The sequence below is a fragment of the Oceanicella sp. SM1341 genome (genome assembly GCF_003448965.1).
In the GTDB taxonomy this organism is placed as follows: Bacteria; Pseudomonadota; Alphaproteobacteria; order Rhodobacterales; family Rhodobacteraceae; genus Paroceanicella.
On sequence record NZ_QRGC01000015.1, the window covers coordinates 80214 to 101254 of the forward strand.

A 21041-nucleotide genomic window follows, 5' to 3' on the forward strand; every position below is an offset into this window, starting at 1 on the left:
TTACTCCGGGGTCACGGCGGCGCCGGGCGTCACCTCGCCGCCTTCAAGGATGCGGGCATGCAGGCCCGAGCGGTGCAGCAGCACGGTGAAGATCTCCTGGCCGGTGATCTGCTCGATGTGCCGGCAGGGGGTGGAGAGGCGCGTGCCCTCCAGCAGCACCGGCCCCACCCGGAAGCGACGCCCCACGAGGTGGTTGAGCGGCACGCCGCGCACGGTGATGTTGCGCCGGTGCTCGGCCGGGGCGAGGGTGATCCTGTGGTCTCGCAGCAGCGCCTCGAGGGTCTCGGCCTCGAAGAGCGTCACCTGCCGGCCCTCCTCCGGGCGGTCGGAATAGAAGCCGTCGCCGGTGGAATAGCGGTCCCCGGTGATGCCGCGGCCGGCCACGAGCGCGATGCGCTCCATCTCCCGCATCGGCAGGAAGGAACGCGGGGCGATGTGCAGGTGCTCGACCGTGCCGTTCCAGCCGCCCATCACAGCGCCTCCGGCAGGCCGGGCATCGGGTGGTAGCCGGGCAGGGCGCGGATGCGGTCGATCCAGGCGAGCACGGCCGGATGGTCGTCGAGCGGCAATTCGCCCTGCCGCGCGAGGCCGACATAGGGAAACACCGCGAGATCGGCGATGGTGGGCCGGCCGAGGCAGAGCCAGTCGCGCTCCGAGAGCACCCGCTCGAGCAGGGCGAGCACCTTGCGGCCCATGGCCTGGGCGCGGGCGATGTCGATGTCCTCGTGGGGGTCGAGGAAATGCAGCCGCGCCATCTGCGGGCCGTTGGAGACCTCCTTGGCCGCGTAGGAGAGCCATTCCATGATCGCGGCCATGCCCTCGGGCGTGGGGTCGGCCCAGTGCGGGGCGTATTTCAGCGCGAGGTAGAGCAGGATCGCCTGGCTGTCCTGCACGATGGTCTCGCCGTCCTGCAGCACCGGGATCTGCTGCACGGGGTTGAGGCGGGCGAACTCCTCGGTGCGGGTGGCGCCGTCGAGCACCTCCACCCGGCGGCTTTCGAGCGGCAGCCCGTTCATGGCGCAGAGCAGGTGGATCTTGTGGCAGTTTCCCGAGAGCGGGAAGTCATGGAGGAGAAGGTCTGGCATGATGTCCTACTTGAAAAGGTCGTTGAGGTTCTGCGTGGCGCCGCCGGGCGCGGGCGCGCCGAAATCCGCCCCGGAGGTGCCGAACTCGACCGCGTTTTCCGCACCGGGGGCAAACTCCGGCCCCGGGCGCGAGATCAGCTCCGGGAAGGCGATGAGCAGTGCCATCACCGCGGCGTCGATGGCGATGAAACCGAAGGCGCCGTAGTAGATCGCCTCGTTGGAGAGCCGCCCCGCCCCGCGCGCGGGCGCCACTGAGCGCAGGTAGAACAGCGCGAAGCCGAAGGGCGGGGTGAGGAAGGAGGTCTGCAGGTTGATCGAGATGACCAGCGCAAACCACAGCGGGTCGATCTCCAGCGCCTGAGCCGCCGGCAGCAGCAGCGGGATCACGATGAAGGCGATCTCGAAGAAGTCGAGAAAGCAGCCGAGCACGAAGATCAGCAGCATCGAGAAGATGATGAAGCCGGTATGCCCGCCGGGCAGCGAGGTGAGCAGCCGGTGCAGCCAGGCATCGCCCCCGAGCCCGTAGAAGGTGAGGCTGAACATCTTCGCGCCGATCAGGATGAAGAACACGAAGACCGTGAGCCGGGCGGTGCGCTCCACCGCCTCGCGCAGGTCGGCGCGGGACAGCCGGCCCCGGGAGAGGGCGAGCGCCAGCGCCCCGGTGGCGCCGAGCGCGCCGCTCTCGGTGGGGGTGGCGACGCCGAGGAAGATGGTGCCGAGCACGAGGAAGATGAGCCCGAGCGTGGGCACCACGGCCAGCACCGCGCCGCGGGCGAAGGGGCTGGCGCGCGGCCGGGCGCGGCGCCCGTCGGCCCAGGCGGCGGCAAGCGCCACGGCCCCGCCGAGCGCGATGGCCGCGATGCGCCGCGGCGCGGGCTCGAGCCCGCCGAAGGCGAGATGTCCCGCCCAGCCGGCCGCGAGCCCGATCAGCGCGAAGGTGGCGAGGCCGAGATAGCAGCGCGGGGCGGGGGCTTCCTCGGCCGAGGCGGGCAGCAGCCGTGGGAAGAGGAGCGAGATCGCGAGGATGGCCAGCAGGTAGGCGCCGATCATCAGCGCCGAGGGCACCATCGCCCCGCGGTAGATTTCGCCCACCGGCACCATCACCTGGTCGGCCATCACGATGAGCACCAGCGAGGGCGGCACGATCTGCGACAGGGTGCCCGCGGCGGTGATGGTGCCGGCGGCGAGCCTGGGGTTGTAGCCGCTCCTGAGCATGATCGGCAGGGCGATGAGCCCCATCGTCATCACCGAGGCGGAGACGACGCCGGTGGTGGCCGCGAGCAGCGCCCCCACCAGGATCACCGCGTAGCAGAGCCCGCCGCGCAGCCGCCCGAACAGCCGGGCGACCACGGCGAGCAGCTCCTCGGCGATGCCGGTCTTCTCGAAGATGGCCCCCATCAGGGTGAAGAAGGGCACGGCGAGCAGCACGTCGTTGCTGATGATGCCGAAGATGCGGTCGGGCTGGGCCTGCAGCAGCGGCCAGGCGAGCGAGACATCCCCCGGCGCGAGTTCGGAGAGTGCCGTGCCGAGGGCGAAGAAGCCGAGCCCCCCCGCCGCCAGCGTGAAGGCCACGGGGAAGCCGAGCATCAGCAGCCCCATGATGGTGACGAACATGATCGGCGCGAGGTTCTGGGCGATGAGGTGCAGCACGGGGTCAGGGCCTCGGGGTCATTCGGGGGGCAGGGCGTCGTCGCCGCCGGGCGCCGGGGCGGGCGCGCCGGCGAGCAGCCGCAGCAGGGCGCAGAGCGATTGCAGGCACAGGAGAAGGAAGCCCGCCGCGATCACCCCGCGCATCGGCCAGACCAGCAGCCCCCCGGTGTTGATCGAGGTCTCGTTCTGGGCCCAGGAGCGCAGGAAGTAGGGCCAGCTCAGCCAGAACATCAGCGCCGCGCAGGGCAGCAGCAGCACCAGGTGGCCGAAGATCTCCACCCCGCGCCTGAGCCGGGGCGGGAAACGCGCCGAGACGAGCTCGATGCGCACATGGCCGTTCTCCTGCAGCACCCAGGCGGCGCCGAGCATCACCGCGATGCCGACGAGGTACCACTGCGCCTCCAGCATCGCGTTCGAACTCACCGCGAAGAGCTTGCGCATCAGCGCGTTGCCGGCGCTCAGCAGCGTGGCGGCCAGCACCGCCCAGGCGCAGGCCCGGCCGATGCCCCGGTTCACCCGGTCGATGAGGTCGAGCAGGGCCACGCCGCCTCAGCCCCGGATCAGCACGTTTTCGGCCGCCACGTCGTTCACCGACATCCAGCGCAGCTGGTCGTCGAGGAAGGCGCGCCAATGGGTGTGGATGCGGCCGAAATCCGGGTCCGCCTCGGCCTGTTCGGAGAACAGCTTCTCGGCGCTGCCGCGCATCGCCGCCATGATCTCGGGCGACCAGGCGCGCAGCTCGGTGCCGCTCGCGATCAGCCGGCGCAGGGCCGCCACGTTGAGACTGTCGTAGCGCGCCAGCATGTCGGAGTAGCTCCAGGCGCAGGCGGTGCGCAGGGCGGCGGCATAGGCGGGCGGCAGGGCGGCGAGGGCATCCTTGTTGACCATCAGGCCCAGCGAGGCACCGAGCTCGAGAATGCCCGGGGCGTAGTAGTATTGCGCCACCTTGTTGAGGCCGAGGGTCTCGTCATCGACCGGGCTGGTGAATTCCACCGCGTCGAGCGTTCCGCGCTCCATCGCCGGGTAGAGGTCGCCGATGGCGATCTGCTGCGGCACGGCGCCGAGATCGGCGAAGATGTAGCCCAGGTAGCCCGCGGCGCGGATGCGCAGCCCCTGCAGGTCGGCCACGCTGTCGATGGGCTTGCGGAACCAGCCGCCCATCTGCGCCCCGGTGTTGCCCGCCGGGATGGTGACGATGTTGAAGGGCGCGAAGACCTCGGCCATCAGCTCGCCGCCGCCGCCATGGTGGAACCAGGCGAAATGCTGGCGCGGGGTCATGCCGAAGGGCACGCCGGCGTCGAAGGCGAGCGCGGGCTTCTTGCCGACATAGAAGAAGCCGGGGGAGTAGCCCGCCTCGGTGGTGCCGGTCTGCACCGCCTCGAGCACGCCGAGCGGCGGCACCAGCTCGCCCGCGGCATAGGCCTGGATCCGGAACCCGCCGTCGGTGAGCTCGGCCACCTTCTCCGCCAGCCGCACGGCGCCGCCCTGGATGGTGGCGAGGCTGCTGGGAAAGCTGGTGGGCATGCGCCAGCGCACGCCGGTCTGGGCACGGGCGATGGCGGGGGTGGCAAGTGCGGCGGGCACGAGCGCCGCGCGCCCGATGAACTCTCTGCGTTTCATTCGACCTCTCCTGTCGGGCTTCGCCTCCGGGGCCGGGGCGCTGGTTTGCTCTCTGACACTGACAGGAGGACAACATGTTGCCCCAAGGGCAAACAAATTTTGCACGTTCGGGAGATTTTTCACGTCATTCCGCCCCTGAATGCCTCATTTTTGGTCTTTTGCGTTGCCCGGGGTCAGACAACACCTTTACCATGGGGAAAAATTATCGGGGCACCATGGACACGAACGAATCCCTCATCCAGATCGGGCTGCGCGCCCGGGACATGCGCCGGCGGCGCGACATGACGCTCGACGAGCTCTCCGCCGCCGCCGCGCTGAGCAAGGGGCACCTGTCGCGGTTCGAGCGTGGCGAGAAATCGCTGAGCATGGCGGCGATGCTGCGGCTCACGGAGGCGCTGCGCATGAGTGTCGCGGCCCTGCTGGGCGAGGACCAGGGCGCGGATGACATCCATGTCGTGCGCCGGGCCGAGCGCACCCGGCTCGTGGCCGAGGCGGAGGACGGCGGGCTCGTGATGCAGTCGCTCAACGGCTCCATGCCCGGCCGGCCCGACTATGCCGCCTTCGTGGTCACCTGCCCCGAGGGCATCGCCCACAGCCCCGAGGCGTTCCATTCCGGCTGCGAGGCGATCTTCGTGCTGCGCGGCACCCTGACGGTGCGACTGGAGCAGAGCCGCGAGATCGCGCTCGATACCGGGGATTTCCTGGAGTTTCCCGGCCACAGGCGCCACGTGCTGAGCGGCGGGCCGGGCGGGACCGAGATCCTGCTCTTCGTGCTGGGCAACTAGGCCCGGCCGCTCGCCGCGCCCCCCGGCGCCGCCGCGCGGAACGTGCCGCCTGCGCAGGGGCTGCCGGGCCCGGGCGGTGACCGCCACGCTGGCCGGCACGATCGCCGCCGCCCGCACCACAATGCCGGCGCGCTTGGCCCGGCTCCGGTTCTGCGACATCGGGGCCGGCTTCCCCGAACGCCCGAACGCGCCTTTCCGGTGAGGGGGCCGGGTGCCGCTCCGGCGCGGTTTTGGCGCAAGATCGGCACCGCGGCAGCAGATCCCGATACGCGGCCGCCCGGCCATCGGGGCTAGAGTGGGTCCGGAGCAGAGCGCCGGAGGCGGGATTCGTCCCTGCCCTGTCCTCGCTCCTCCCGAAACCGCCCGGCCCCGCTGCCGGGGCCCCGCACTCCGGCTGCCGGAGCGAGGAAAGGAACGCGCGCCGATGTCCCAGACGCTCAAGGGCAGGGTTGCCCTGGTCAATGGCGGTCTCTCCGGGCTGGGCGCGGCGGTGGCCGAGGCGCTGGCCGCCCGCGGCGCGGAAGTGGCCATCGGCTGCACCGCCGTCACGCCCCGCGCGCGCGCCCGCCTCGCCGCGCTGGAGGCAAGGGGCGTGCACGGCCTGTGCTGCGACCCGGCCGACCCCGCCGCCGCCCGGCGACTGGTCGAGCGCGTGGTCTCGCGCCTCGGCCCGCTCGACATCCTCGTGCACAGCGCCGGGGAGGCGAACTGCCACGACCCGGACTGGGCGCTGAGCGTGATGAGCGCCGTCGTGACCACCTGCGCGGCGATGCCTCTGATGGCCGAGGGCGGGCGCATCATCTTCACCGCCGGGTTCGACAGCATCCGCAACCCGGCCCGCGGCCTCGCCGAATACGAGGTGAGCCGGGTCGCCATCGCCGATCACGCCGACAGCGTCGCGCGCGAGATGCGCCCGCGGGGGGTCACGGTCAACGTGGTGCGGGCCGGGGTGTTGCCGGGCAACATGACCGTCGACACCAGCCTGGGCGGCGGCACGCTGCGCGAGGTCTGCCCCGCGCGCTGCCTCGAGACACCGGCGGACATGGCCTCGCTGATCGCGGCGCTGGCCGGCCGGCGCGGGGCGGGAACGCCGGCCGCCGACACCGGCACCCCGGCATCGCCGCAGCCGCTTCTCGCCTGGGCCTGACCCCCGACATGGCCTTCCCGCCTGTCTCGTCTCCCGCATCGGCGGGCCGGTCCGGCCGCGCGGCCGGTGGCGTGGGGTTTCCGCCCCCCGACAACAGTCCGTGACGAAGCCGCCCCGAAACTGGCAGAGTGTGACGACCACCGGTCCTGCGCATGAGAGAGGAACCGCAAGCTTGAAGACACTGAACATCGCCATCGCCGGCTTCGGCGGCGTCGGGCGGACCACGGCGGCGCTGCTGCTGTCGCGCCGGGCCCGCTACCAGCGCCTCCATGACACGCAGGTGCGCCTCGTGGCGGTCTGCGGCTCGCGCGCCGGGCTGGCGGACCCGGCCGGGCTCGAACCCGGCCGGCTGGAGCGGCTCGAGGCGGGGCTGAGCGGCCCCGGCTTCATCACCGGCAGCGGCGCGGATGTGCTCATCGAGGCCGGCCCGAGCGATTTTCGCACCGGCGGCCCGGGCCTGGGCTATCTCGAGGCGGCGCTCGCCGCCGGCATGGACACGATCGTGATCTCCAAGGGCGCGCTGGTGCACAGCGGCCCGCGGCTGCGCGACATCGCCGGGCGTTCCGGCGCGCGGATCCGGCTCAGCGGCGCGGCGGCCGCAGCCCTCCCCACGCTCGACCTGGTGCGCCACAGTCTCGCGGGAAACGAGGTGGTCTCGCTCGAGGGCATTCTCAATGCCACCACCAACTACCTGCTCGACGCGATGATGAGCCGCGGTCTCGGCTTCGAGGCGGCGCTGGACGAGGCCCGGGCAGGCGGCTTCGCGGAGGCCGATCCGCGCAACGACACCGAGGGCTGGGACACGGCCTGCAAGCTGCTGCTCATCGCCAATTTCGGCCTCGACGGCGCGCTGGAGATGCGCGACATCGCCGTCCAGGGCATCCAGGACGTCACCCCCGGCATGATCGCCGACTGGACGGCCCGTGGCCTGAGCCCGCGGCTCGTGGGCAGCCTGTCGCGCAGCGAGGGCGGGCTCCGCGGCGAGGTGGGCATCCGGACCTACCCGTCCGACGATCCCTTCGCCGGGGTGCGCGGCAAGGCCAAGGCGATCCGCATCGTCACGGAGGCGATGGGCGAGACCGTGGCCATCGGCCATGCCGCCGAGCCGCTGGCCACCGCCGCCGCGGCGCTGAAGGACCTCGAACATCTCCTCGCGGCCGGGCGGGCCGCGCCGTCCGACGCGGGAAAGGACCCGGCATGACCCGACTCACCCTCACGGCCCTGCGCCATGTCGCCTTCGAGGACCTGGGCAGCTTCGCGCCGGTGCTCGAGCGGGCCGGGTACGACATCGCCTATGTCGACGTGACCGACACCGACCCCGGCGCGCTCGATCCGCTGGCGCCGGACCTGCTCGTGGTGCTGGGCGGCCCGGCGAGCGCCACCGACACGCAGGGCTACCCGGTCATGGCCAGCGAAACGGCGCTGCTGCGCGCGCGCCTCGAAGCCGACCGGCCGACCCTGGGCATCTGCCTCGGTGCCCAGCTCATGGCCCTCGCGCTGGGGGCGGGGGTGCGGCCCGCGCGGGCGAAGGAGATCGGCTGGGCGGCGCTCGACCTCGAGGACGGGGACGGCACCAACCCGCTGGCGCCGCTGCGCGGCACGCCCGTGCTGCACTGGCACGGCGACACCTTCGACCTGCCGGAGGGCTGCGCCCGCCTCGCCTCCACGCCGCTCTGCGCCAACCAGGCCTTCTCGCGCGGGCCCAACATCCTCGGGCTGCAGTTCCACCCCGAGCTCGTCGCCGCGCGGCTCGAGCGCTGGACCATGGGCCACGCGAACGAGCTGGCGGGCGCCGGGGTCAGCCCGGTCGTGCTGCGCGAGGACACCGCCCGTCACGGCGCGTCGCTCGAGCGCGCGGCCACCGTGATGTTCACCCGCTGGCTCGAGGGGCTTTCCGCGGCGCGGTGAGGCGGCGCCTCACGCGGCACCGACATGGGCGTCCCAGCCGTGCATGGCGATGTGCACGATGCGCTCCAGCTCCTCCCGGTCGATGCCGTCGCGGGCCAGGACCGCCATGCCGCACAGCAGGCCGTGCACGAAGCGCGCCAGCGCCCGCGCATCGAGCGTGGCGGGCAGCTCGCCCGCCTCCACCGCCGTCGTGATCCGCTGCTGCAGCCGGCTGAACGCCTCAGAGCGCTCGGCGCACAGCCGCTCGTGCAGTGCCGGGCTCTCCTCCCGGTTCACGGTGCCGAGCGTGACCATGCAGCCGGTCGGATGGTCGCCCTCCGGCGCGCTCAGAAACGCCGCCGCGGCCATGAGGTATCCCTCCACCGCAGCCCGCACCGGCACGTCCGGGGCCCGGAGCCGGGCGAGCCCGATCGTGTCGGCGGTGCGGGAATATCTGCTCAGCGCCTCGGCATAGAGCGCTTCCTTCGAGCCGAAGGCGGCGTAGAGGCTGGGCAGCGAGATGTTCATGGTCCGGGTCAGGTCGCGAATCGAGGTCGCCTCGTAGCCCTTGCTCCAGAACAGGTGCATCGCCGCCTCGAGGGCGACATCCCGGTCGAATTGCCGGGGCCTGCCCCGGCCGGTTGCGGGCGGGGCGGTTCGCGTCATGTGTCCGGTCCTTTGCATGTCGCCCTGCTTAGCATGAGTTGACAGCAGGACAGGACAGCATTCTTAATGAAGCGAGTGATACATTATTCGCGCGCGCCGCCAGCGAGGCCGCCCGCCGGCCTTCCCTCGGGCCCGCCGGCGCCCCGCCTGCCGCGCGCATGCCGCCGACGGGAGACCCTGGGATGACAGTTTCGGCCTATTCCTCCTTTGTGCAATGGTACCGCGAGGGCCCTCTGGCCAGCTACGTGCGCACGATGAAATCGCCGGGCGGGTTGCTCGACCTCGTCGAGGCGGCGCAGCCGGCCGGCGACATGTCCGACCCCGCCGTGCCCGACCTCGTGCTCTACCAGGACCTCAGCGGCGGCTGCCGGGTGCAGGGAAACCTCGGCGGCGGGCATTTCAACGTCACCAGCCGCAAGGGCGACTTCTTCCTCGCGGCGCCGGATTTCGCCAACACCGTCCTGGTCAGCGACGCCAACCGCATTCGCAGCATCTCGTTTCCGACCGCGCGCTGGCGGACGGCGCTGGAGGACGCGGCCGAAGGCGGGCGGCGCTTCGACTGCGCACAGCTCAGCAGCCGCATGTTCGCCTCGCCCGCCATCCGCTCCGCCGTCCGCAAGCTCTGGCGCCTGGCCGACGAGGAGGGCGCGCCCTCCCGCCTGCTGGCCCAGGCGGCGGGCTGCGAGATCCTGGCCGAGCTCTGCCGGCTGTCGGACGCGCCGCTCGCCGGGGCGAAGGGCGGGCTCGCGCCCTGGGCGGAGCGCCGTTGCCTGGAGCTGATGCACAGCCGGCTCGCCGAGGACATCAGCCTCGACGAACTGGCGGCCGAGGCCCAGCTCTCCCCCTTCCACTTCTCGCGCATGTTCAAGCACAATCTCGGCGTCTCGCCCCGGGCCTACATGCAGCGGCTGCGGGTGGAGCGGGCCTGCGTCCTGCTGGAGACCACCGATCTGCCCGTCGTCGACATCGCGTTCGCGGTGGGCTACTCCTCCGGCCAGGTTCTGGCGCGGGTCTTCGCGCGCCACCGGCACATGAGCCCCTCCGCCTGGCGCGAGGCGGTATGCGGGCCGCAGGGCCCGGGCCGTGTCATGCGGGCCGTCCGGGCCGGGCCGGGCTAGGCCAGTCGGGCACGGCCCGGTGCCGCCCCGGCTCAGCCCGCCGGGCCGAAGGTCTCGGCATGCAGCCGCGCGGGCGCCACGCCGGCCTGCTCCAGCCCGCTGCGCAGCCCGGCGATGAAGCCGGCGGGACCGCAGAACATGTAGTCGGCCCCGGGGCCGGGAGCGAGCGCCAGCAGGTCGGCCGCCGTCACCCGGCCCGTCGCATCGAAGGTCCGGCCCTGCGTGTCCTCCGGCCGCGGGGCGGTGTAGAAGTAGCGCCGCTCCACGCCCGGTGTCGCGGCCACCAGCGCCTCCACCTCGCCGCGGAAGGCATGGCTGCGCCCGTCGCGCGCGACATGCACGAAGCGCACCGGCCGGCCGCTGCGCGCCTCCGCCACCGCCTGCAGCATCGCCAGCATCGGCGTCACCCCCACACCCGCGCTCACCAGCATCAGCGGGCTTGTGCCCGGCGGCAGGGTGAAGTCGCCGGCGGGCGGGCGGGCGCGCAGCAGGGTGCCGGGTCCGGCGATGTCGTGCAGGAAGCCCGAGGCGATGCCCCGCTCCTCGCGCTTGACACTGATGCGGTAGGAGCGGCCGTCCGGCGCGCCGGACAGCGAGTAGCTCCTGCGCACCGGCCCCGGCTGGCCCGGCACGTCCAGTTCCACCGGCAGGTGCTGGCCCGGCAGGAAGGGCGGCAGGGCGCCGCCGTCGGCCGGCACGAGGCGGAAGGAGGTGATGCCCGCGCTCTCGCGGGTCTTCTCGGCCAGCACGAAGGCCCGCAGGTCTGCCGTCTCCTCGCGCCAGCGCAGCGAGAGCGCGCCGGGCCGGTCGATCACCGCCTCGACGGTCACCTCGATCATCCGCCGCGCCTGGGGGTCGTGGCTGGCGCGCGGCACCCATTCGATACGGGCCGTGCCGGCGACGTGCAGCAGCCCCCCGGTGGCGAAATCGGGAAAGACCAGCCCGATGCGGGGGTCGCGCAGCAGGTTGCCGATGGTGTTGAAGAAGTTGTTGCCCGAATAGTCGGGGATGCGCAGCCGCCCGTCGGCGGTCACGCGCACGAAGCCGGGCGCGCCGCCGCGATGGGAGGCGTCGTAGCCGTCCGTGGCCCGGCCGTCCTGCGACCGCGCGACCCCGGTGCCGACGAAGAACGTGTCGGCCGCCGCGATGCGCGCCGCCTGGTCGGGGTCCAGCCCGGTGCCGGTGCGGGCGGCGGCCGGCTGCGCGGCCGCCTCGCGGAACCAGCCGCGCGGGTGGATGTGCGCCGGGCAGTTTCCGAAGCTCTGCTGCACCTCGAGGGAGAGGCCCGCCGCGCCCGCGCGCAGCACGCCGTTCATCCGGTTGCGTCGGCGGGTGGCGAGCTCGATGCCCAGCACGCCGATGGCACTGCCCGGGCCGAGCGCGCCGGCGAGGGGGTCGCCCTCCGGCACCGCCGCGTCGACCAGCAGGCTGCGCGGGTCGGGGCTGCTCACGAAGCCATCCCGCCCTTCCAGCAGCGTGACCCAGGGACGGCCGTCGCCTCCCGCCGCCGCGACGACGAGGAACGGCAGCCCCGCGAAGAACGCGCGGTGCTGCTCCGGCATGTGGTCGCGCACGAAGCCGGCGGCGCGGTCGGCCAGGTCACTGACCCCGGCACGGGCCTGTGCCGCGCGCTCGCCGGGGTGAAACGGGCTCGTCTCCTGTGTCATGTCCGCCTCCGTTTCTCAGGCCAGCGCCGGTGAGCGGGCCATGCCGACAAAGCCGGGCAGGGCCTCGATGCGGGCCAGCCAGGCGCGGATGCCGGGGTAGGGCGCAAGGCTCACCCCGCCTTCCGGCGCGTGGGCGATGTAGCTGTAGGCGGCGATATCGGCGAGGGTCGGGCGCCCGGCGGCCAGCCAGTCGCGCCCTGCCAGATGGCCCTCCATCACCGCGAAGAGCGCATGCGCGCGGGTCTTGGCCGCCTCATGGTCGAGCCCGGCGCCGAACAGCGTGACCAGCCGCGCGGCACAGGGGCCGGAGGCGATCTCGCCGGCCGCGACCGAGAGCCAGCGCTGCACCTCGGCCTTCTCCACCGGGTCGGCGCCGCGCCAGGCATCGGCATCGCCGTAGCGCTCGGCGAGATAGGTGATGATGGCGTTGGAATCGGCGAGGGTCACCTCGCCGTCCTCGATGGCGGGCACCTGGCCCAGCGGGCTGATGCGCAGGTAGTCCGGCGCCTTGTGCGCGCCGTTCGCCATGTCGAGGTCGACCGTGCGGCAGGCGCGGCCGAGCAGCGACAGCATCAGCTCGACCCGGTGGCAATGGCCGGATTTCGGATGGCGGTAGAGCGTGACGGGCGCGGTGTCATTCTGCGAAAGGGTGGGCATCGGAATGGTCCTCTCTGGTCTGTGTGGGTGTCCGGTGCGACGGGGTTCGTCGCGGACAGAGACTTAAGAGGTATCGAGTTCCGGAAGAATATCCGAAGAAGCGAACTCAGTATTCCGATTATCGGTTGAATGATGCCATGGCGCGCCGCTCGGCGGGAGGCCCGGCCCCGCGCCCGTCCGCGGATGCAGGGGCCGCGCCGGGAAGGGGGGAACGGCGAGGGGGGGGCGGGGCGCCGCCGGAGCCGGCCTGCCCGCCGGGGGCGGGCGGGCGCCCCGTCAGATGCCTGCCATCGCGGCGCGGGCGGCGGCCTCTATATGCTGGCGGCAGAGGGTTTCCACCGCCGGCACGTCGCGCCGCTTCAGCGCCGCCACCAGCCCCTCCAGCTCCTCCAGCGACACCGCCCTGCGCTCGGGCTTCGACAGCGAGAGCAACCGCAGCTGCGAGGCGCGGATGTGGATCGAGCGCAGCATGCGCTCCGCCTCGGGGTTGCGCGCGCCGGCCATCAGCACCGCATAGAAGCGGGTCTTCGCCTCGATGGCGTCGCGCCCGCCCTGCTCATAGGCCGCGCGCACCTCGGCGAAGGCCTCGTCCAGCGCGGCGATCTCCGCATCGGTGGCGTTCTCGCAGAACAGCCGGCCCACGAGCACCTCCAGCGCCGCGCGCAGGTCGAAGATGTTCTTCGCCAGGGCGGGGTCCATCTTCGAGACGATGAGCCCGCGGTTGGGCAGGCAGGTGACGAGCCCCTCGTTCTCCAGCTCGCGCAGCGCCTCGCGCAGCGAGGTACGCGACACACCCATCCGGTCGCAGAGCACGCGCTCGACCAGCCGTTCGCCGGGGGCGAGCTCGCCGTTCGCCACCGCGCCGCGCAGGATGTCCGCAACCCGCTCGCGCAGCGTGGGAGAGGCGTTGATCCTGAGATCCTTCAACATTGTCTGCTCCTTCCGCGGCCCGCCGGCGCCACCGGCCGGGCCGTCAGTGGCCCGCACCCTGCAAGGGGCGCGGAACGTAGGCCCCGTCGATCAGCGCCACATCCTCGGCCGTCAGCGCCAGGCCGAGGGCGGCGACCGCCTCGTCCACCTGGGCCACGGATGTAGCGCCGAATATCGGCGAGGTCACGCCCGGGCGCGACAGGGTCCAGGCCATGGCCACCTGCGAGGGGCTCACGCCATGCGCCCCGGCCACGCGGGCGATGCGGGCCTGCACCTCGAAATCGGCGTCGCGGTAGTAGTATTTCTGCGTGTAGTCGTCGGTGCGGGTGCGCAGGGTCTCGTTGCGCCCGCCGGAGCGGTCGGCCGAGAGGAAGCCGCGCGCCATCGGGCTGAAGGGGATGAGCGCGATGCCCTCGTGCCGGCACAGCGGCACGAGCTCGCGCTCGCACTCCCGGTGGGCGGCGTTGTACTCGCACTGCATCGAGAGGAAGCGCGCGGAGGCGCGGGCATCGGCCATCGCCCGGCACAGCGCCAGCGTCCAGGCCGGCATGGTGGTGACCCCGACATGGCGCGCCTTGCCGGCCCGCACGATGTCGCCCATCGCGTCCACCAGCTCCTCCAGGTCGCACTCGGGGTCCCAGACATGGGTCTGGAACAGGTCGACATGGTCGGTGCCCAGCCGGGTGAGCGAGGCATCGATGGCGCCGAACAGGTGCTTGCGCGAGTAGCCGCGGCCGTTAGGGTGTTTCGCCATCGGGTTTCCGGCCTTGGTGGCCAGCACGAAGCTCTCGCGCGGCTGCCGCTTCACCAGGATCTCGCCCAGGATGCGCTCGCTCTCGCCCGCCGAGTAGAAGTCGCAGGTGTCGAAGAAGTTGATGCCGTGGTCGAGCGCGCGGTCCAGCACCGCGGCGGAGGCGGCCTCATCGAGCACCCAGCCGCGCCAGCCGGTCGCGCCGAAGCCCATGGCGCCGAGGCAGATGCGGGAGACCTTGAGGCTGCTGCGGCCCAGTTTCACGTAGTCCATGTCAGTCTTTCCTGTTCTGGGTGCCGCGCTCCGCTTCCTGGGCGCGGAGCACCTGCACGGCAAAGGCGGCGGAGCGCTCGACGTAATGCCGGATCAGCGCCTCGGAGCGGTCGGCGTCGCGGGCCGTGAGGGCGGCGCGGATGTCGCGCAGCAGGCGGATCGATTCGGTGCGGCGCTCCGGGCTCGCCACGCGCGAGGTGATGGTGCGCAGGTAGGTCACCCGGGTGCGCAGCAGCGAGGCCATCTGGTAGGTGACCGGGTTCGCCGCCCCGCGGGTGATCACGTCGAACACGTCGTCGAGCTTCTGCGCGTGCTGGCGGGCGGTGTCGGCGACATCGGTCTCCACCGCTTCGTGCACGGCACGGTCGAGGGCGGCCATGTCGGCCGCCCCGGCGCGTTCGGTGAACAGGCGGGCCATGGCGGATTCGAGGATCGCGCGGGCCTCGTAGATCGCCCGGGCCTCATCGACCGAGAGGCCGGACACCCGCATGCCGCGCCCGGCCATCCGGGTCACCAGCCCCTCGGCTTCGAGCTGGGCCAGCGCCTCGCGGATGCTGGTGCGGCTCACGCCGGTCTGCTCGGCGAGGGTGCGCTCGACGAGCTTGTCGCCGGGCCGGAAGGTCTCGTTCAGGATGGCCTCGCGGAGCACGGTCACCGTCTGGTCGCGCAGCGTCGGTGTCTCGCCGACCATCCATCCGCTCTTGGTATCGCCTTCGCTCAAGGCCTCTTGCCCCCTTGTCCTGCTCACGCCCGCCCCGGGCCGCCGCCGCGGCGCCCGGTGCCGGGATCGCGGAAGGAGTACACCAGTTCGACTCAGTTGACCATATGATTGTCGGTTGGTATACCATCCTACATAAACAGCGACATCGGCGCGAGGGGAGTGCGTGATGAAGACTGCCGAAGGCCGTATCCACTACGAGGTGAGCGGTGAGGGCGCGCCGCTGGTGCTGGTGCACGGGGTGGGCGCGAACCTGCAGAGCTGGGACGGGGTCTGCGCCGCGCTGCCGGGCCGTTTCCGGATCATCCGCTCCGATCTGCGCGGCCACGGCGCCTCGCCGCTGATCGACGGCCCCATCAGCATCGACACCTTCGCCGAGGACATCCTCCGCGTGATGGACGCGGCGGGCGTGGAGAGGGCCGATCTCGCCGGCTTCTCGCTGGGCGGGCTGATCGCGCAGCGCCTCGCCGCGGGCTGGCCGGAGCGGTTCCGGCGCATCGTCATCCTCTCGGCCGTCGCCGGCCGCACGGAGGAGGAGCGCGCCAAGGTCGTCGCCCGGCTGCAGATGATCCGCGACGGCGGCATGAAGGCCATCACCGGCGCGGCCCGCGAGCGCTGGTTTACCGAGGCCTTCGTGCGCGACCACGAGGACACGATCCGCGCCCGCATCGCCGAGCTGGAGGCCGCCCACGTGCCCTCCTACCTCGAGGCCTACCGCGTCTTCGGCCAGACCGAGCTGGTCGACACGCTCAGCCGCATCCCCCACCCGGCACTGATCATGACCGGCGAATTCGACCAGGGCTCGAACCCGCGCATGGCGCAGACCATGCACCGGCTGATCCCGCAGTCCGAGCTCGAGATCCTGCCGGGGCTCAAGCACTCGGTGCTGCTCGAGGCGCCGGAGCTGATCGCCGAACGGATCGCGGCCTTCCTCACGAAAACCGACACCGCGCAGGAGACGCAGAATGGATGAGGCGCTCTACGACAAGGGCCTGGAGCAGCGCAAGGCGACCCTGGGCGCGGCATACGTGGAGAAATCCCTGGGCAATGCCACGGCCTTCTCGAAGGAGTTCCAGTCCTTCATCACCGAGTATTGCTGGGGCGCGGGCTGGGGCGACGACACGCTGCCCCCGCGCACCCGCTCGATGCTCAACATCGTGATGATCGCGGCGCTCAACCGCATGCACGAGTGGGAGCTGCACTTCCGCGGCGCGCTCACCAATGGTGTCACGGTGGAGGAGCTGAAGGCGCTCATCACCCATGTCACCATCTACTGCGGCGTGCCGGTGGGGGTGGAATGCCACCGCATCGCCAACAAGGTGCTGGCCGAGAAGGGCCTCGCGGCATGAGCGGCGTGGTGATCCGCAAGGTGGTCGATTTCGTCGAGGACATCCTCACGGAGGGCGGCCGCCCCGCGGCCACGCCGCTGCGCATGGCCGCCTGCGCCGCCGTCATCCGCAACCCCTGGGGCAGCGCCTGGGTGGAGGACCTGCAGCCGGAGATCCACGCCCATGCCGCGGTGCTGGGCGAGGCGCTGGTGCCGCGGCTGGTGGCGCTGATGGGCGGGGCGGAGGGCATCGAGGCCTTCGGCAAGGCCGCCGTGGTGGGCACCGAGGGCGAGGTGGAGCACGCCGCCGGCCTCATCCACACCCTGCATTTCGGCAATGTCTTCCGGGCCGGCGCGGGCGGCGACAGCTTCCTGCCCTTCACCAACAAGCGCGCCGGCGCCGGCACCGCCATCACCATCCCGATGACCCACAAGTCGCAGGAGAGCAAGGGCGCCAGAACCCATTTCCTGACCATGGAATTCACCATCCCGGACGCACCGGCTGCGGGCGAGATCGTCGTCGCCCTCGGCGCCACCAGCGGCGGCCGCGTGCATGCCCGCATCGGCGATCGCTTCAGGGACATGGAGTTCATGGGCGTCGACCAGGCCGGCAGGCCGCTCAGGCCCTGAGCCGGAATGCCCCCGCCCGTGGGGGCCAATAACGGCGGGAACACGCCGGACTTCACACTCTCAAGCCAACAGGAAGAGAAAATGAACAGAAGGCAAATGCTCTCCACCGTGAGCGCGCTCATGCTGGCCGCCGGCCTGCCCGCCACCGTCTTCGCGCAGGACGCACCCCCGACGCAGGGCGGCACGCTCAACGTCGGCTTCATCAGCGACCTGCGCACCATGGACCCGCTGCAGTCCACCCAGTGGACCGAACGGCAGATCCTGTTCACCATCTTCGACCGGCTGGTCGACCTGAACCCGGATTTCTCGCTCAAGCCCGGCCTCGCGAAAAGCTGGGACTTCGAGGAGGACGGCAGGCGCCTGGTGCTGCACCTCGAGACCGGCGTCACCTTCCACGACGGCACGTCCTTCAACGCCGAGGCGGTGAAGTGGAACCTCGACACCCGGCTCGACCCGAACGGCAACTCCTCGCAGCGCCGCCAGCTCGAGGGCGTGATCGAGAGCGTCGAGGTGGTGGATGACGCCACCGTCGCCATCACCCTCACCGAGCCCTACCCGCCGCTGCTCTCGCTCTTCGCCGACCGCGCGGGCCTGATGGCCTCGCCCGCCGCGGCCGAGAAATGGGGTGAGGACATCGGCTCCCACCCGGTGGGCACCGGCCCGTTCAAGCTTGGCGAATGGACCCGCGGCAGCACCCTCACCGTGACCCGCAACGAGGAGTTCTGGCAGGAGGGCATGCCGCATCTCGACGCGATCACCTTCAACGACATCCCCTCCAACGTGGTCGGCATCCAGCGCATGATGATCGGCGAGCTCGACTACATCGGCCATCTCACCCCGCTCGACACCAAGCTGGCCGCGGCCAGCCCGGAAATCTCCGTGGAGCCCTCGGCGGGCGGGCAGTGGTATTCGCTGCAGTGGAAATGGGACAGCGCGCCCTACGACAATCCCGAGCTGCGCCGCGCCGTGGCCTACGGGCTGAACCGCGAGCGCATCAACCAGATCCTCTGGGAGGGCGAGGGGGTGATCTCCAACGGCTTCACCCCCGACGGGCTGTGGTGGAGCACGGATGACCTCGCCGACTACAGCTACGACCCCGACAAGGCGCGTCAGATCCTCGAGGATGCCGGGCTCACCGGCACGAAGCTGCAGCTCGCCGCGCCCAGCGGCGACGCCCTGCGCCGCTTCGCCGAGCTGGCGCACGAGGACCTCAACGCCATCGGCCTCGATGTCGAGCTCGCGCCGGTGCCGCAGAGCGAATATTACGCCAAGACCGTGGCCGGCGAGATCCGCTTCACCCCGATGCGCTGGACCCAGCGCGCCGACCCCGACGGGCTGATCCAGTATCTCTTCGCCACCGACGGCACGGCGAACAGCACGAAATACAGCAACCCCCAGGTCGACGAGTGGATCTACGAGGCCCGCGTGCTGACCGACCAGGACGCCCGCAAGGCGCTCTACGACAAGATCCAGAAGCAGATCTCGGAAGACCTCGCCTACATGCCGGTGGGCTTCTCGCGCGAGTTCAGCGCCCTGCGCGCCGAGGTGAAGGGCTACACGCCCATGCCCGACCTGATCCCGCGCTTCCGCTACTTCTGGAAAGACGGCGCCTGACGGCAAGCGGGCCGGCCCTTTCCGGGGCGGCCCGCCCTTCCCCGCTCCGGGCCCCGGGGCGGGGCCCTGCACGGCAATTCAGCGGACGTTCCATGAAGACCTACCAGATGTACATCGACGGTGCCTTCTGCGACGCGGCAGACGGCGCACGCTTCACCTCCCTCAACCCCGCCACGGGTGAGACCTGGGCGAGCTTCCCCGAGGCCACCGCGGCAGACGTGGACCGCGCGGTGCGCGCCGCCCACGCCGCCTTCACCCATGGCCCCTGGGCGCGGATGAGTGCGCGCGAGCGCGGCAAGGTGCTGCGCCGCATCGCCCTGGCGCTGGCCGAGGCCGGGCCGGAGATGGCCGTGGCCGAGACCACCGACACCGGCAAGCTGCTGCGCGAAACCCGCTGGCAGGCCGGCAACCTCGCCGAGGTCTACGACTATTATGCCGGCCTCGCCGACAAGATCGAGGGCCGCCTGCCCCCGGTGGGCCCCGACGGCCCGCTCTCGATGATCGTCTACGAGCCGCTGGGCGTGGTGGCGGCCATCGTGCCGTGGAACTCGCAGCTCCACCTCGCCGCCTTCAAGATCGCCCCGGCGCTGGCGGCGGGAAACACCGTGGTGCTCAAGCCCTCGGAGGAGGCCTCGGCCGCCGTGGCGGAATTCGCCCGGGTGCTCGCCTCCGCCGGCCTGCCCGAGGGCGTGTTCAACGTGGTGACCGGCGGCGGCAGCCCCTGCGCGGAGACCCTCGTCTCCCACCCGCTGGTGCGCCGGGTGAGCTTCACCGGCGGGGTGGAGACCGCGCGCAAGGTGATCGGCGCCTCGGCCAACAACATCGCCCAGCTCTCGCTCGAGCTCGGCGGAAAGTCTCCCGTGGTGGTCTACGACGACGCGGACATCGACAACGCGGTCAACGGCGTCACGGCCGCCATCTTCGCCGCCAGCGGCCAGAGCTGCGCCGCGGGCTCGCGCCTCCTCCTGCAGGAGGGCATCTACGACACGGTGGTCGAGCGGCTCGTCGCCCGGGCGAAGGAAATCGTCGTCGGCGACCCGATGGCCGAGGACACCCACATGGGCCCGCTCGCCACCCGCCGCCAGCGCGACCGCATCGAGGCGCTGCTCGCCCAGTCGCTCGGGCAGGGGGCGCAGCTGCTCACCGGCGGCGGCCGGGCCGGGCGCGAGACGGGCTGGTACTTCGAGCCCACCATCGTCGCCTGCCCCGACCAGATGTCGCCCGTGGTGCGCAACGAGCTCTTCGGCCCGGTGCTGAGCGTGCTGCGCTTCCGCGACGAAGAGGAGGCGATCGCGCTGGCGCGCGACAGCGCCTACGCCTTCGCCGGCGGCGTGTTCAGCGGCGATTTCGGCCGGGCCTACCGCACCGCGCGGGCCATCCCCGCCGGGCGCTTCTGGATCAACACCTACCGGGTGACGAATTTCGCCATGCCCTTCGGCGGCTCGGGCAACAGCGGCTACGGCCGCGAGGGCGGCCTCGAGGCGATCCACGACTACAGCCAGACCAAGGCGATCTTCGCCGATCTCTCCGGCAAGCCCACCGCCGACCCCTTCGTGATGAGGTGAGCCGCCCATGCTGGCCCTGATCTTCTCCCGCATCCTGATGATGGTCCCCAACGTGATCATCCTCACCTTCCTGCTCTTCGCCGCGACGACATCGTTTCTCGGCACCCCGGCGGCGATCATGCTGGGCGAGGACGCCTCGCCCCAGGCGGTGGCGGAGCTGAACGCGAAGCTCGGCTTCGACGCACCGCTCCTCACCCGCTACTGGCACTGGATCTCGGACGCGCTGAGCGGCGATTTCGGGCGCAGCTATTCCACCCAGCAGCCGGTGGCGGAGATGATCGGGGCGGCGCTGCCGCTCACGCTGGAGCTGGCCCTCTGGGCGATCCTCATCGCCTTCGCGGGCGCGGCGCTCCTGAACTCGGTGACCGTGCTGCGCGGGCTCACCGACCGGCTGGTGGCCGGCGTGAGCGTGATCGGCATCACCGTGCCGAACTTCTTCCTCGGTCTGCTGCTGATCTACGTCTTCTCGGTGCAGCTGCGCATGCTGCCCACCACCGGCTGGGTGCCCTGGTCGGGCGGGGCGGGCAGGCACCTGCTGCACCTCGTGCTGCCGGTGTTCACGCTGATGACCTTCTACTTCAGCTCCTTCAGCCTGGTCTACAAGGCCGAGTACCGCTCTGTGGAGCGAAACCTCTATGTCCGCGCCGCCCGCGCCAAGGGCATATCCGAGGCCCGGGTCTCCTACCGCCACATCCTGCCCAACAGCATCCTGCCGCTCATCACCTATGCCGGCCTGTCGCTGGGCCAGCTCGTGGGCGGCGCGGTGGTGACCGAGACGGTCTTCTCCATGCCCGGCATGGGGCGGCTGCTGGTCACCGCCATCTCGGCGCGCGACTTCCCGGTGATGCTGGCCGTGGGCATGGTCATCATCGTGGGCGTGATGCTGCTCAACCTCCTGGCCGATCTCACCTATTCGCTGGTCAACCCCATGGTCCGGACAGCGGGCTGAGG

At 71.5% G+C, this 21041-nt stretch carries 22 protein-coding genes; 11 read left to right on the forward strand and 11 right to left on the reverse strand.

Annotated elements, in window-relative coordinates:
- Genes D3P35_RS14680 through D3P35_RS14700 form a run of 5 tightly spaced genes read right to left on the reverse strand, consistent with a single transcriptional unit; the run spans position 1 to position 4355 of the window.
- Positions 1-471 (reverse strand): MOSC domain-containing protein, encoded by a 471-nt coding sequence (locus tag D3P35_RS14680; protein WP_118135490.1) that lies wholly within the window; start codon positions 469-471, stop codon positions 1-3.
- Positions 471-1085 carry a glutathione S-transferase family protein gene (locus D3P35_RS14685; protein ID WP_118135491.1) on the reverse strand — a complete coding sequence of 205 codons (615 nt, stop codon included), beginning with the start codon at positions 1083-1085 and terminating at the stop codon, positions 471-473. The genes D3P35_RS14680 and D3P35_RS14685 overlap by 1 nt, the downstream gene beginning before the upstream one ends.
- Before the next feature lie 6 nt (positions 1086-1091).
- Positions 1092-2735: an SLC13 family permease gene (locus tag D3P35_RS14690; RefSeq protein WP_118135492.1), complete on the reverse strand. Its 1644-nt coding sequence runs from the start codon at positions 2733-2735 to the stop codon at positions 1092-1094.
- A gap of 18 nt (positions 2736-2753) precedes the next feature.
- Positions 2754-3278 carry a TRAP transporter small permease subunit gene (locus D3P35_RS14695; RefSeq protein WP_118135493.1) on the reverse strand — a complete coding sequence of 175 codons (525 nt, stop codon included), beginning with the start codon at positions 3276-3278 and terminating at the stop codon, positions 2754-2756.
- Between the two features lie 6 nt (positions 3279-3284).
- Complete coding sequence (locus D3P35_RS14700) at positions 3285-4355, reverse strand: TRAP transporter substrate-binding protein (protein ID WP_118135494.1); 1071 nt, start codon at positions 4353-4355, stop codon at positions 3285-3287.
- A 215-nt stretch (positions 4356-4570) separates the two neighbouring features.
- On the opposite strand from D3P35_RS14700, the gene D3P35_RS14705 reads away from it, so the two are divergent.
- The 4 genes from D3P35_RS14705 (at position 4571) to D3P35_RS14720 (ending at position 8195) form a co-directional block, all read left to right on the forward strand.
- Complete coding sequence (locus tag D3P35_RS14705) at positions 4571-5140, forward strand: helix-turn-helix transcriptional regulator (RefSeq protein ID WP_198670627.1); 570 nt, start codon at positions 4571-4573, stop codon at positions 5138-5140.
- Positions 5141-5564: 424 nt separating this feature from the next.
- Complete coding sequence (locus D3P35_RS14710) at positions 5565-6287, forward strand: SDR family NAD(P)-dependent oxidoreductase (protein WP_118135496.1); 723 nt, start codon at positions 5565-5567, stop codon at positions 6285-6287.
- Between the two features lie 172 nt (positions 6288-6459).
- The gene (locus D3P35_RS14715; protein ID WP_118135497.1) at positions 6460-7488 is read left to right on the forward strand and encodes a homoserine dehydrogenase; all 1029 of its coding nucleotides are present in this window, start codon (positions 6460-6462) and stop codon (positions 7486-7488) included.
- Positions 7485-8195, forward strand: a complete 711-nt coding sequence (locus tag D3P35_RS14720) for a glutamine amidotransferase (RefSeq protein ID WP_118135498.1) — start codon at positions 7485-7487, stop codon at positions 8193-8195. Before D3P35_RS14715 ends, D3P35_RS14720 begins: the two co-directional genes overlap by 4 nt.
- A gap of 9 nt (positions 8196-8204) precedes the next feature.
- On the opposite strand, the gene D3P35_RS14725 is transcribed toward D3P35_RS14720, so the two are convergent.
- On the reverse strand, positions 8205-8840 hold the full coding sequence (locus D3P35_RS14725) for a TetR/AcrR family transcriptional regulator (protein WP_118135499.1): 636 nt from the start codon (positions 8838-8840) through the stop codon (positions 8205-8207).
- A gap of 182 nt (positions 8841-9022) precedes the next feature.
- Here D3P35_RS14725 and D3P35_RS14730 point away from each other — a divergent pair, with 182 nt between their 5' ends.
- On the forward strand, positions 9023-9958 hold the full coding sequence (locus D3P35_RS14730; protein WP_118135500.1) for an AraC family transcriptional regulator: 936 nt from the start codon (positions 9023-9025) through the stop codon (positions 9956-9958).
- Between the two features lie 32 nt (positions 9959-9990).
- On the opposite strand, the gene D3P35_RS14735 is transcribed toward D3P35_RS14730, so the two are convergent.
- The 5 genes from D3P35_RS14735 to D3P35_RS14755 form a co-directional block, all read right to left on the reverse strand.
- Positions 9991-11625, reverse strand: a complete 1635-nt coding sequence (locus tag D3P35_RS14735) for a pyridoxamine 5'-phosphate oxidase family protein (RefSeq protein WP_118135501.1) — start codon at positions 11623-11625, stop codon at positions 9991-9993.
- 15 nt (positions 11626-11640) lie between these two features.
- On the reverse strand, positions 11641-12282 hold the full coding sequence (locus D3P35_RS14740) for a glutathione S-transferase (RefSeq protein WP_118135502.1): 642 nt from the start codon (positions 12280-12282) through the stop codon (positions 11641-11643).
- A 276-nt stretch (positions 12283-12558) separates the two neighbouring features.
- A complete protein-coding gene (locus D3P35_RS14745; protein WP_118135503.1) occupies positions 12559-13212 on the reverse strand; it encodes a GntR family transcriptional regulator in 654 nt (217 codons plus the stop codon).
- Positions 13213-13255: 43 nt separating this feature from the next.
- Entirely contained in the window at positions 13256-14236 is a 981-nt protein-coding gene (locus D3P35_RS14750) for an aldo/keto reductase (protein WP_118135504.1), read from the reverse strand.
- 1 nt (position 14237) lies between these two features.
- Complete coding sequence (locus tag D3P35_RS14755) at positions 14238-14957, reverse strand: GntR family transcriptional regulator (protein WP_157982160.1); 720 nt, start codon at positions 14955-14957, stop codon at positions 14238-14240.
- A gap of 166 nt (positions 14958-15123) precedes the next feature.
- Here D3P35_RS14755 and D3P35_RS14760 point away from each other — a divergent pair, with 166 nt between their 5' ends.
- The 6 genes from D3P35_RS14760 to D3P35_RS14785 all read left to right on the forward strand — a co-directional run bounded on the left by D3P35_RS14760 (position 15124) and on the right by D3P35_RS14785 (position 21039).
- A complete protein-coding gene (locus D3P35_RS14760; protein ID WP_118135506.1) occupies positions 15124-15927 on the forward strand; it encodes an alpha/beta fold hydrolase in 804 nt (267 codons plus the stop codon).
- Entirely contained in the window at positions 15920-16303 is a 384-nt protein-coding gene (locus D3P35_RS14765; RefSeq protein WP_118135507.1) for a carboxymuconolactone decarboxylase family protein, read from the forward strand. Before D3P35_RS14760 ends, D3P35_RS14765 begins: the two co-directional genes overlap by 8 nt.
- Positions 16300-16911, forward strand: a complete 612-nt coding sequence (locus D3P35_RS14770; protein ID WP_118135508.1) for an amino acid synthesis family protein — start codon at positions 16300-16302, stop codon at positions 16909-16911. Before D3P35_RS14765 ends, D3P35_RS14770 begins: the two co-directional genes overlap by 4 nt.
- Positions 16912-16992: 81 nt before the next feature.
- Positions 16993-18525 carry an ABC transporter substrate-binding protein gene (locus D3P35_RS14775; RefSeq protein WP_157982161.1) on the forward strand — a complete coding sequence of 511 codons (1533 nt, stop codon included), beginning with the start codon at positions 16993-16995 and terminating at the stop codon, positions 18523-18525.
- Between the two features lie 92 nt (positions 18526-18617).
- The gene (locus D3P35_RS14780; RefSeq protein WP_118135510.1) at positions 18618-20090 is read left to right on the forward strand and encodes an aldehyde dehydrogenase; all 1473 of its coding nucleotides are present in this window, start codon (positions 18618-18620) and stop codon (positions 20088-20090) included.
- Between the two features lie 7 nt (positions 20091-20097).
- Positions 20098-21039 (forward strand): ABC transporter permease, encoded by a 942-nt coding sequence (locus D3P35_RS14785; RefSeq protein ID WP_118135511.1) that lies wholly within the window; start codon positions 20098-20100, stop codon positions 21037-21039.
- Positions 21040-21041 lie beyond the last annotated feature (2 nt).

What these genes read in the sequence shown, in the direction of transcription:
- D3P35_RS14740 (WP_118135502.1), bottom strand. Translation starts at nt 12,282, where the DNA reads ATGCCCACCCTTTCGCAGAATGACACCGCGCCCGTCACGCTCTACCGC.
- D3P35_RS14745 (WP_118135503.1), bottom strand. Translation starts at nt 13,212, where the DNA reads ATGTTGAAGGATCTCAGGATCAACGCCTCTCCCACGCTGCGCGAGCGG.
- D3P35_RS14720 (WP_118135498.1), top strand. Translation starts at nt 7,485, where the DNA reads ATGACCCGACTCACCCTCACGGCCCTGCGCCATGTCGCCTTCGAGGAC.
- D3P35_RS14680 (WP_118135490.1), bottom strand. Translation starts at nt 471, where the DNA reads ATGGGCGGCTGGAACGGCACGGTCGAGCACCTGCACATCGCCCCGCGT.
- D3P35_RS14725 (WP_118135499.1), bottom strand. Translation starts at nt 8,840, where the DNA reads ATGACGCGAACCGCCCCGCCCGCAACCGGCCGGGGCAGGCCCCGGCAA.
- D3P35_RS14700 (WP_118135494.1), bottom strand. Translation starts at nt 4,355, where the DNA reads ATGAAACGCAGAGAGTTCATCGGGCGCGCGGCGCTCGTGCCCGCCGCA.
- D3P35_RS14760 (WP_118135506.1), top strand. Translation starts at nt 15,124, where the DNA reads ATGAAGACTGCCGAAGGCCGTATCCACTACGAGGTGAGCGGTGAGGGC.
- D3P35_RS14705 (WP_198670627.1), top strand. Translation starts at nt 4,571, where the DNA reads ATGGACACGAACGAATCCCTCATCCAGATCGGGCTGCGCGCCCGGGAC.
- D3P35_RS14735 (WP_118135501.1), bottom strand. Translation starts at nt 11,625, where the DNA reads ATGACACAGGAGACGAGCCCGTTTCACCCCGGCGAGCGCGCGGCACAG.
- D3P35_RS14685 (WP_118135491.1), bottom strand. Translation starts at nt 1,085, where the DNA reads ATGCCAGACCTTCTCCTCCATGACTTCCCGCTCTCGGGAAACTGCCAC.
- D3P35_RS14785 (WP_118135511.1), top strand. Translation starts at nt 20,098, where the DNA reads ATGCTGGCCCTGATCTTCTCCCGCATCCTGATGATGGTCCCCAACGTG.
- D3P35_RS14730 (WP_118135500.1), top strand. Translation starts at nt 9,023, where the DNA reads ATGACAGTTTCGGCCTATTCCTCCTTTGTGCAATGGTACCGCGAGGGC.
- D3P35_RS14775 (WP_157982161.1), top strand. Translation starts at nt 16,993, where the DNA reads ATGAACAGAAGGCAAATGCTCTCCACCGTGAGCGCGCTCATGCTGGCC.
- D3P35_RS14750 (WP_118135504.1), bottom strand. Translation starts at nt 14,236, where the DNA reads ATGGACTACGTGAAACTGGGCCGCAGCAGCCTCAAGGTCTCCCGCATC.
- D3P35_RS14710 (WP_118135496.1), top strand. Translation starts at nt 5,565, where the DNA reads ATGTCCCAGACGCTCAAGGGCAGGGTTGCCCTGGTCAATGGCGGTCTC.
- D3P35_RS14770 (WP_118135508.1), top strand. Translation starts at nt 16,300, where the DNA reads ATGAGCGGCGTGGTGATCCGCAAGGTGGTCGATTTCGTCGAGGACATC.
- D3P35_RS14780 (WP_118135510.1), top strand. Translation starts at nt 18,618, where the DNA reads ATGAAGACCTACCAGATGTACATCGACGGTGCCTTCTGCGACGCGGCA.
- D3P35_RS14765 (WP_118135507.1), top strand. Translation starts at nt 15,920, where the DNA reads ATGGATGAGGCGCTCTACGACAAGGGCCTGGAGCAGCGCAAGGCGACC.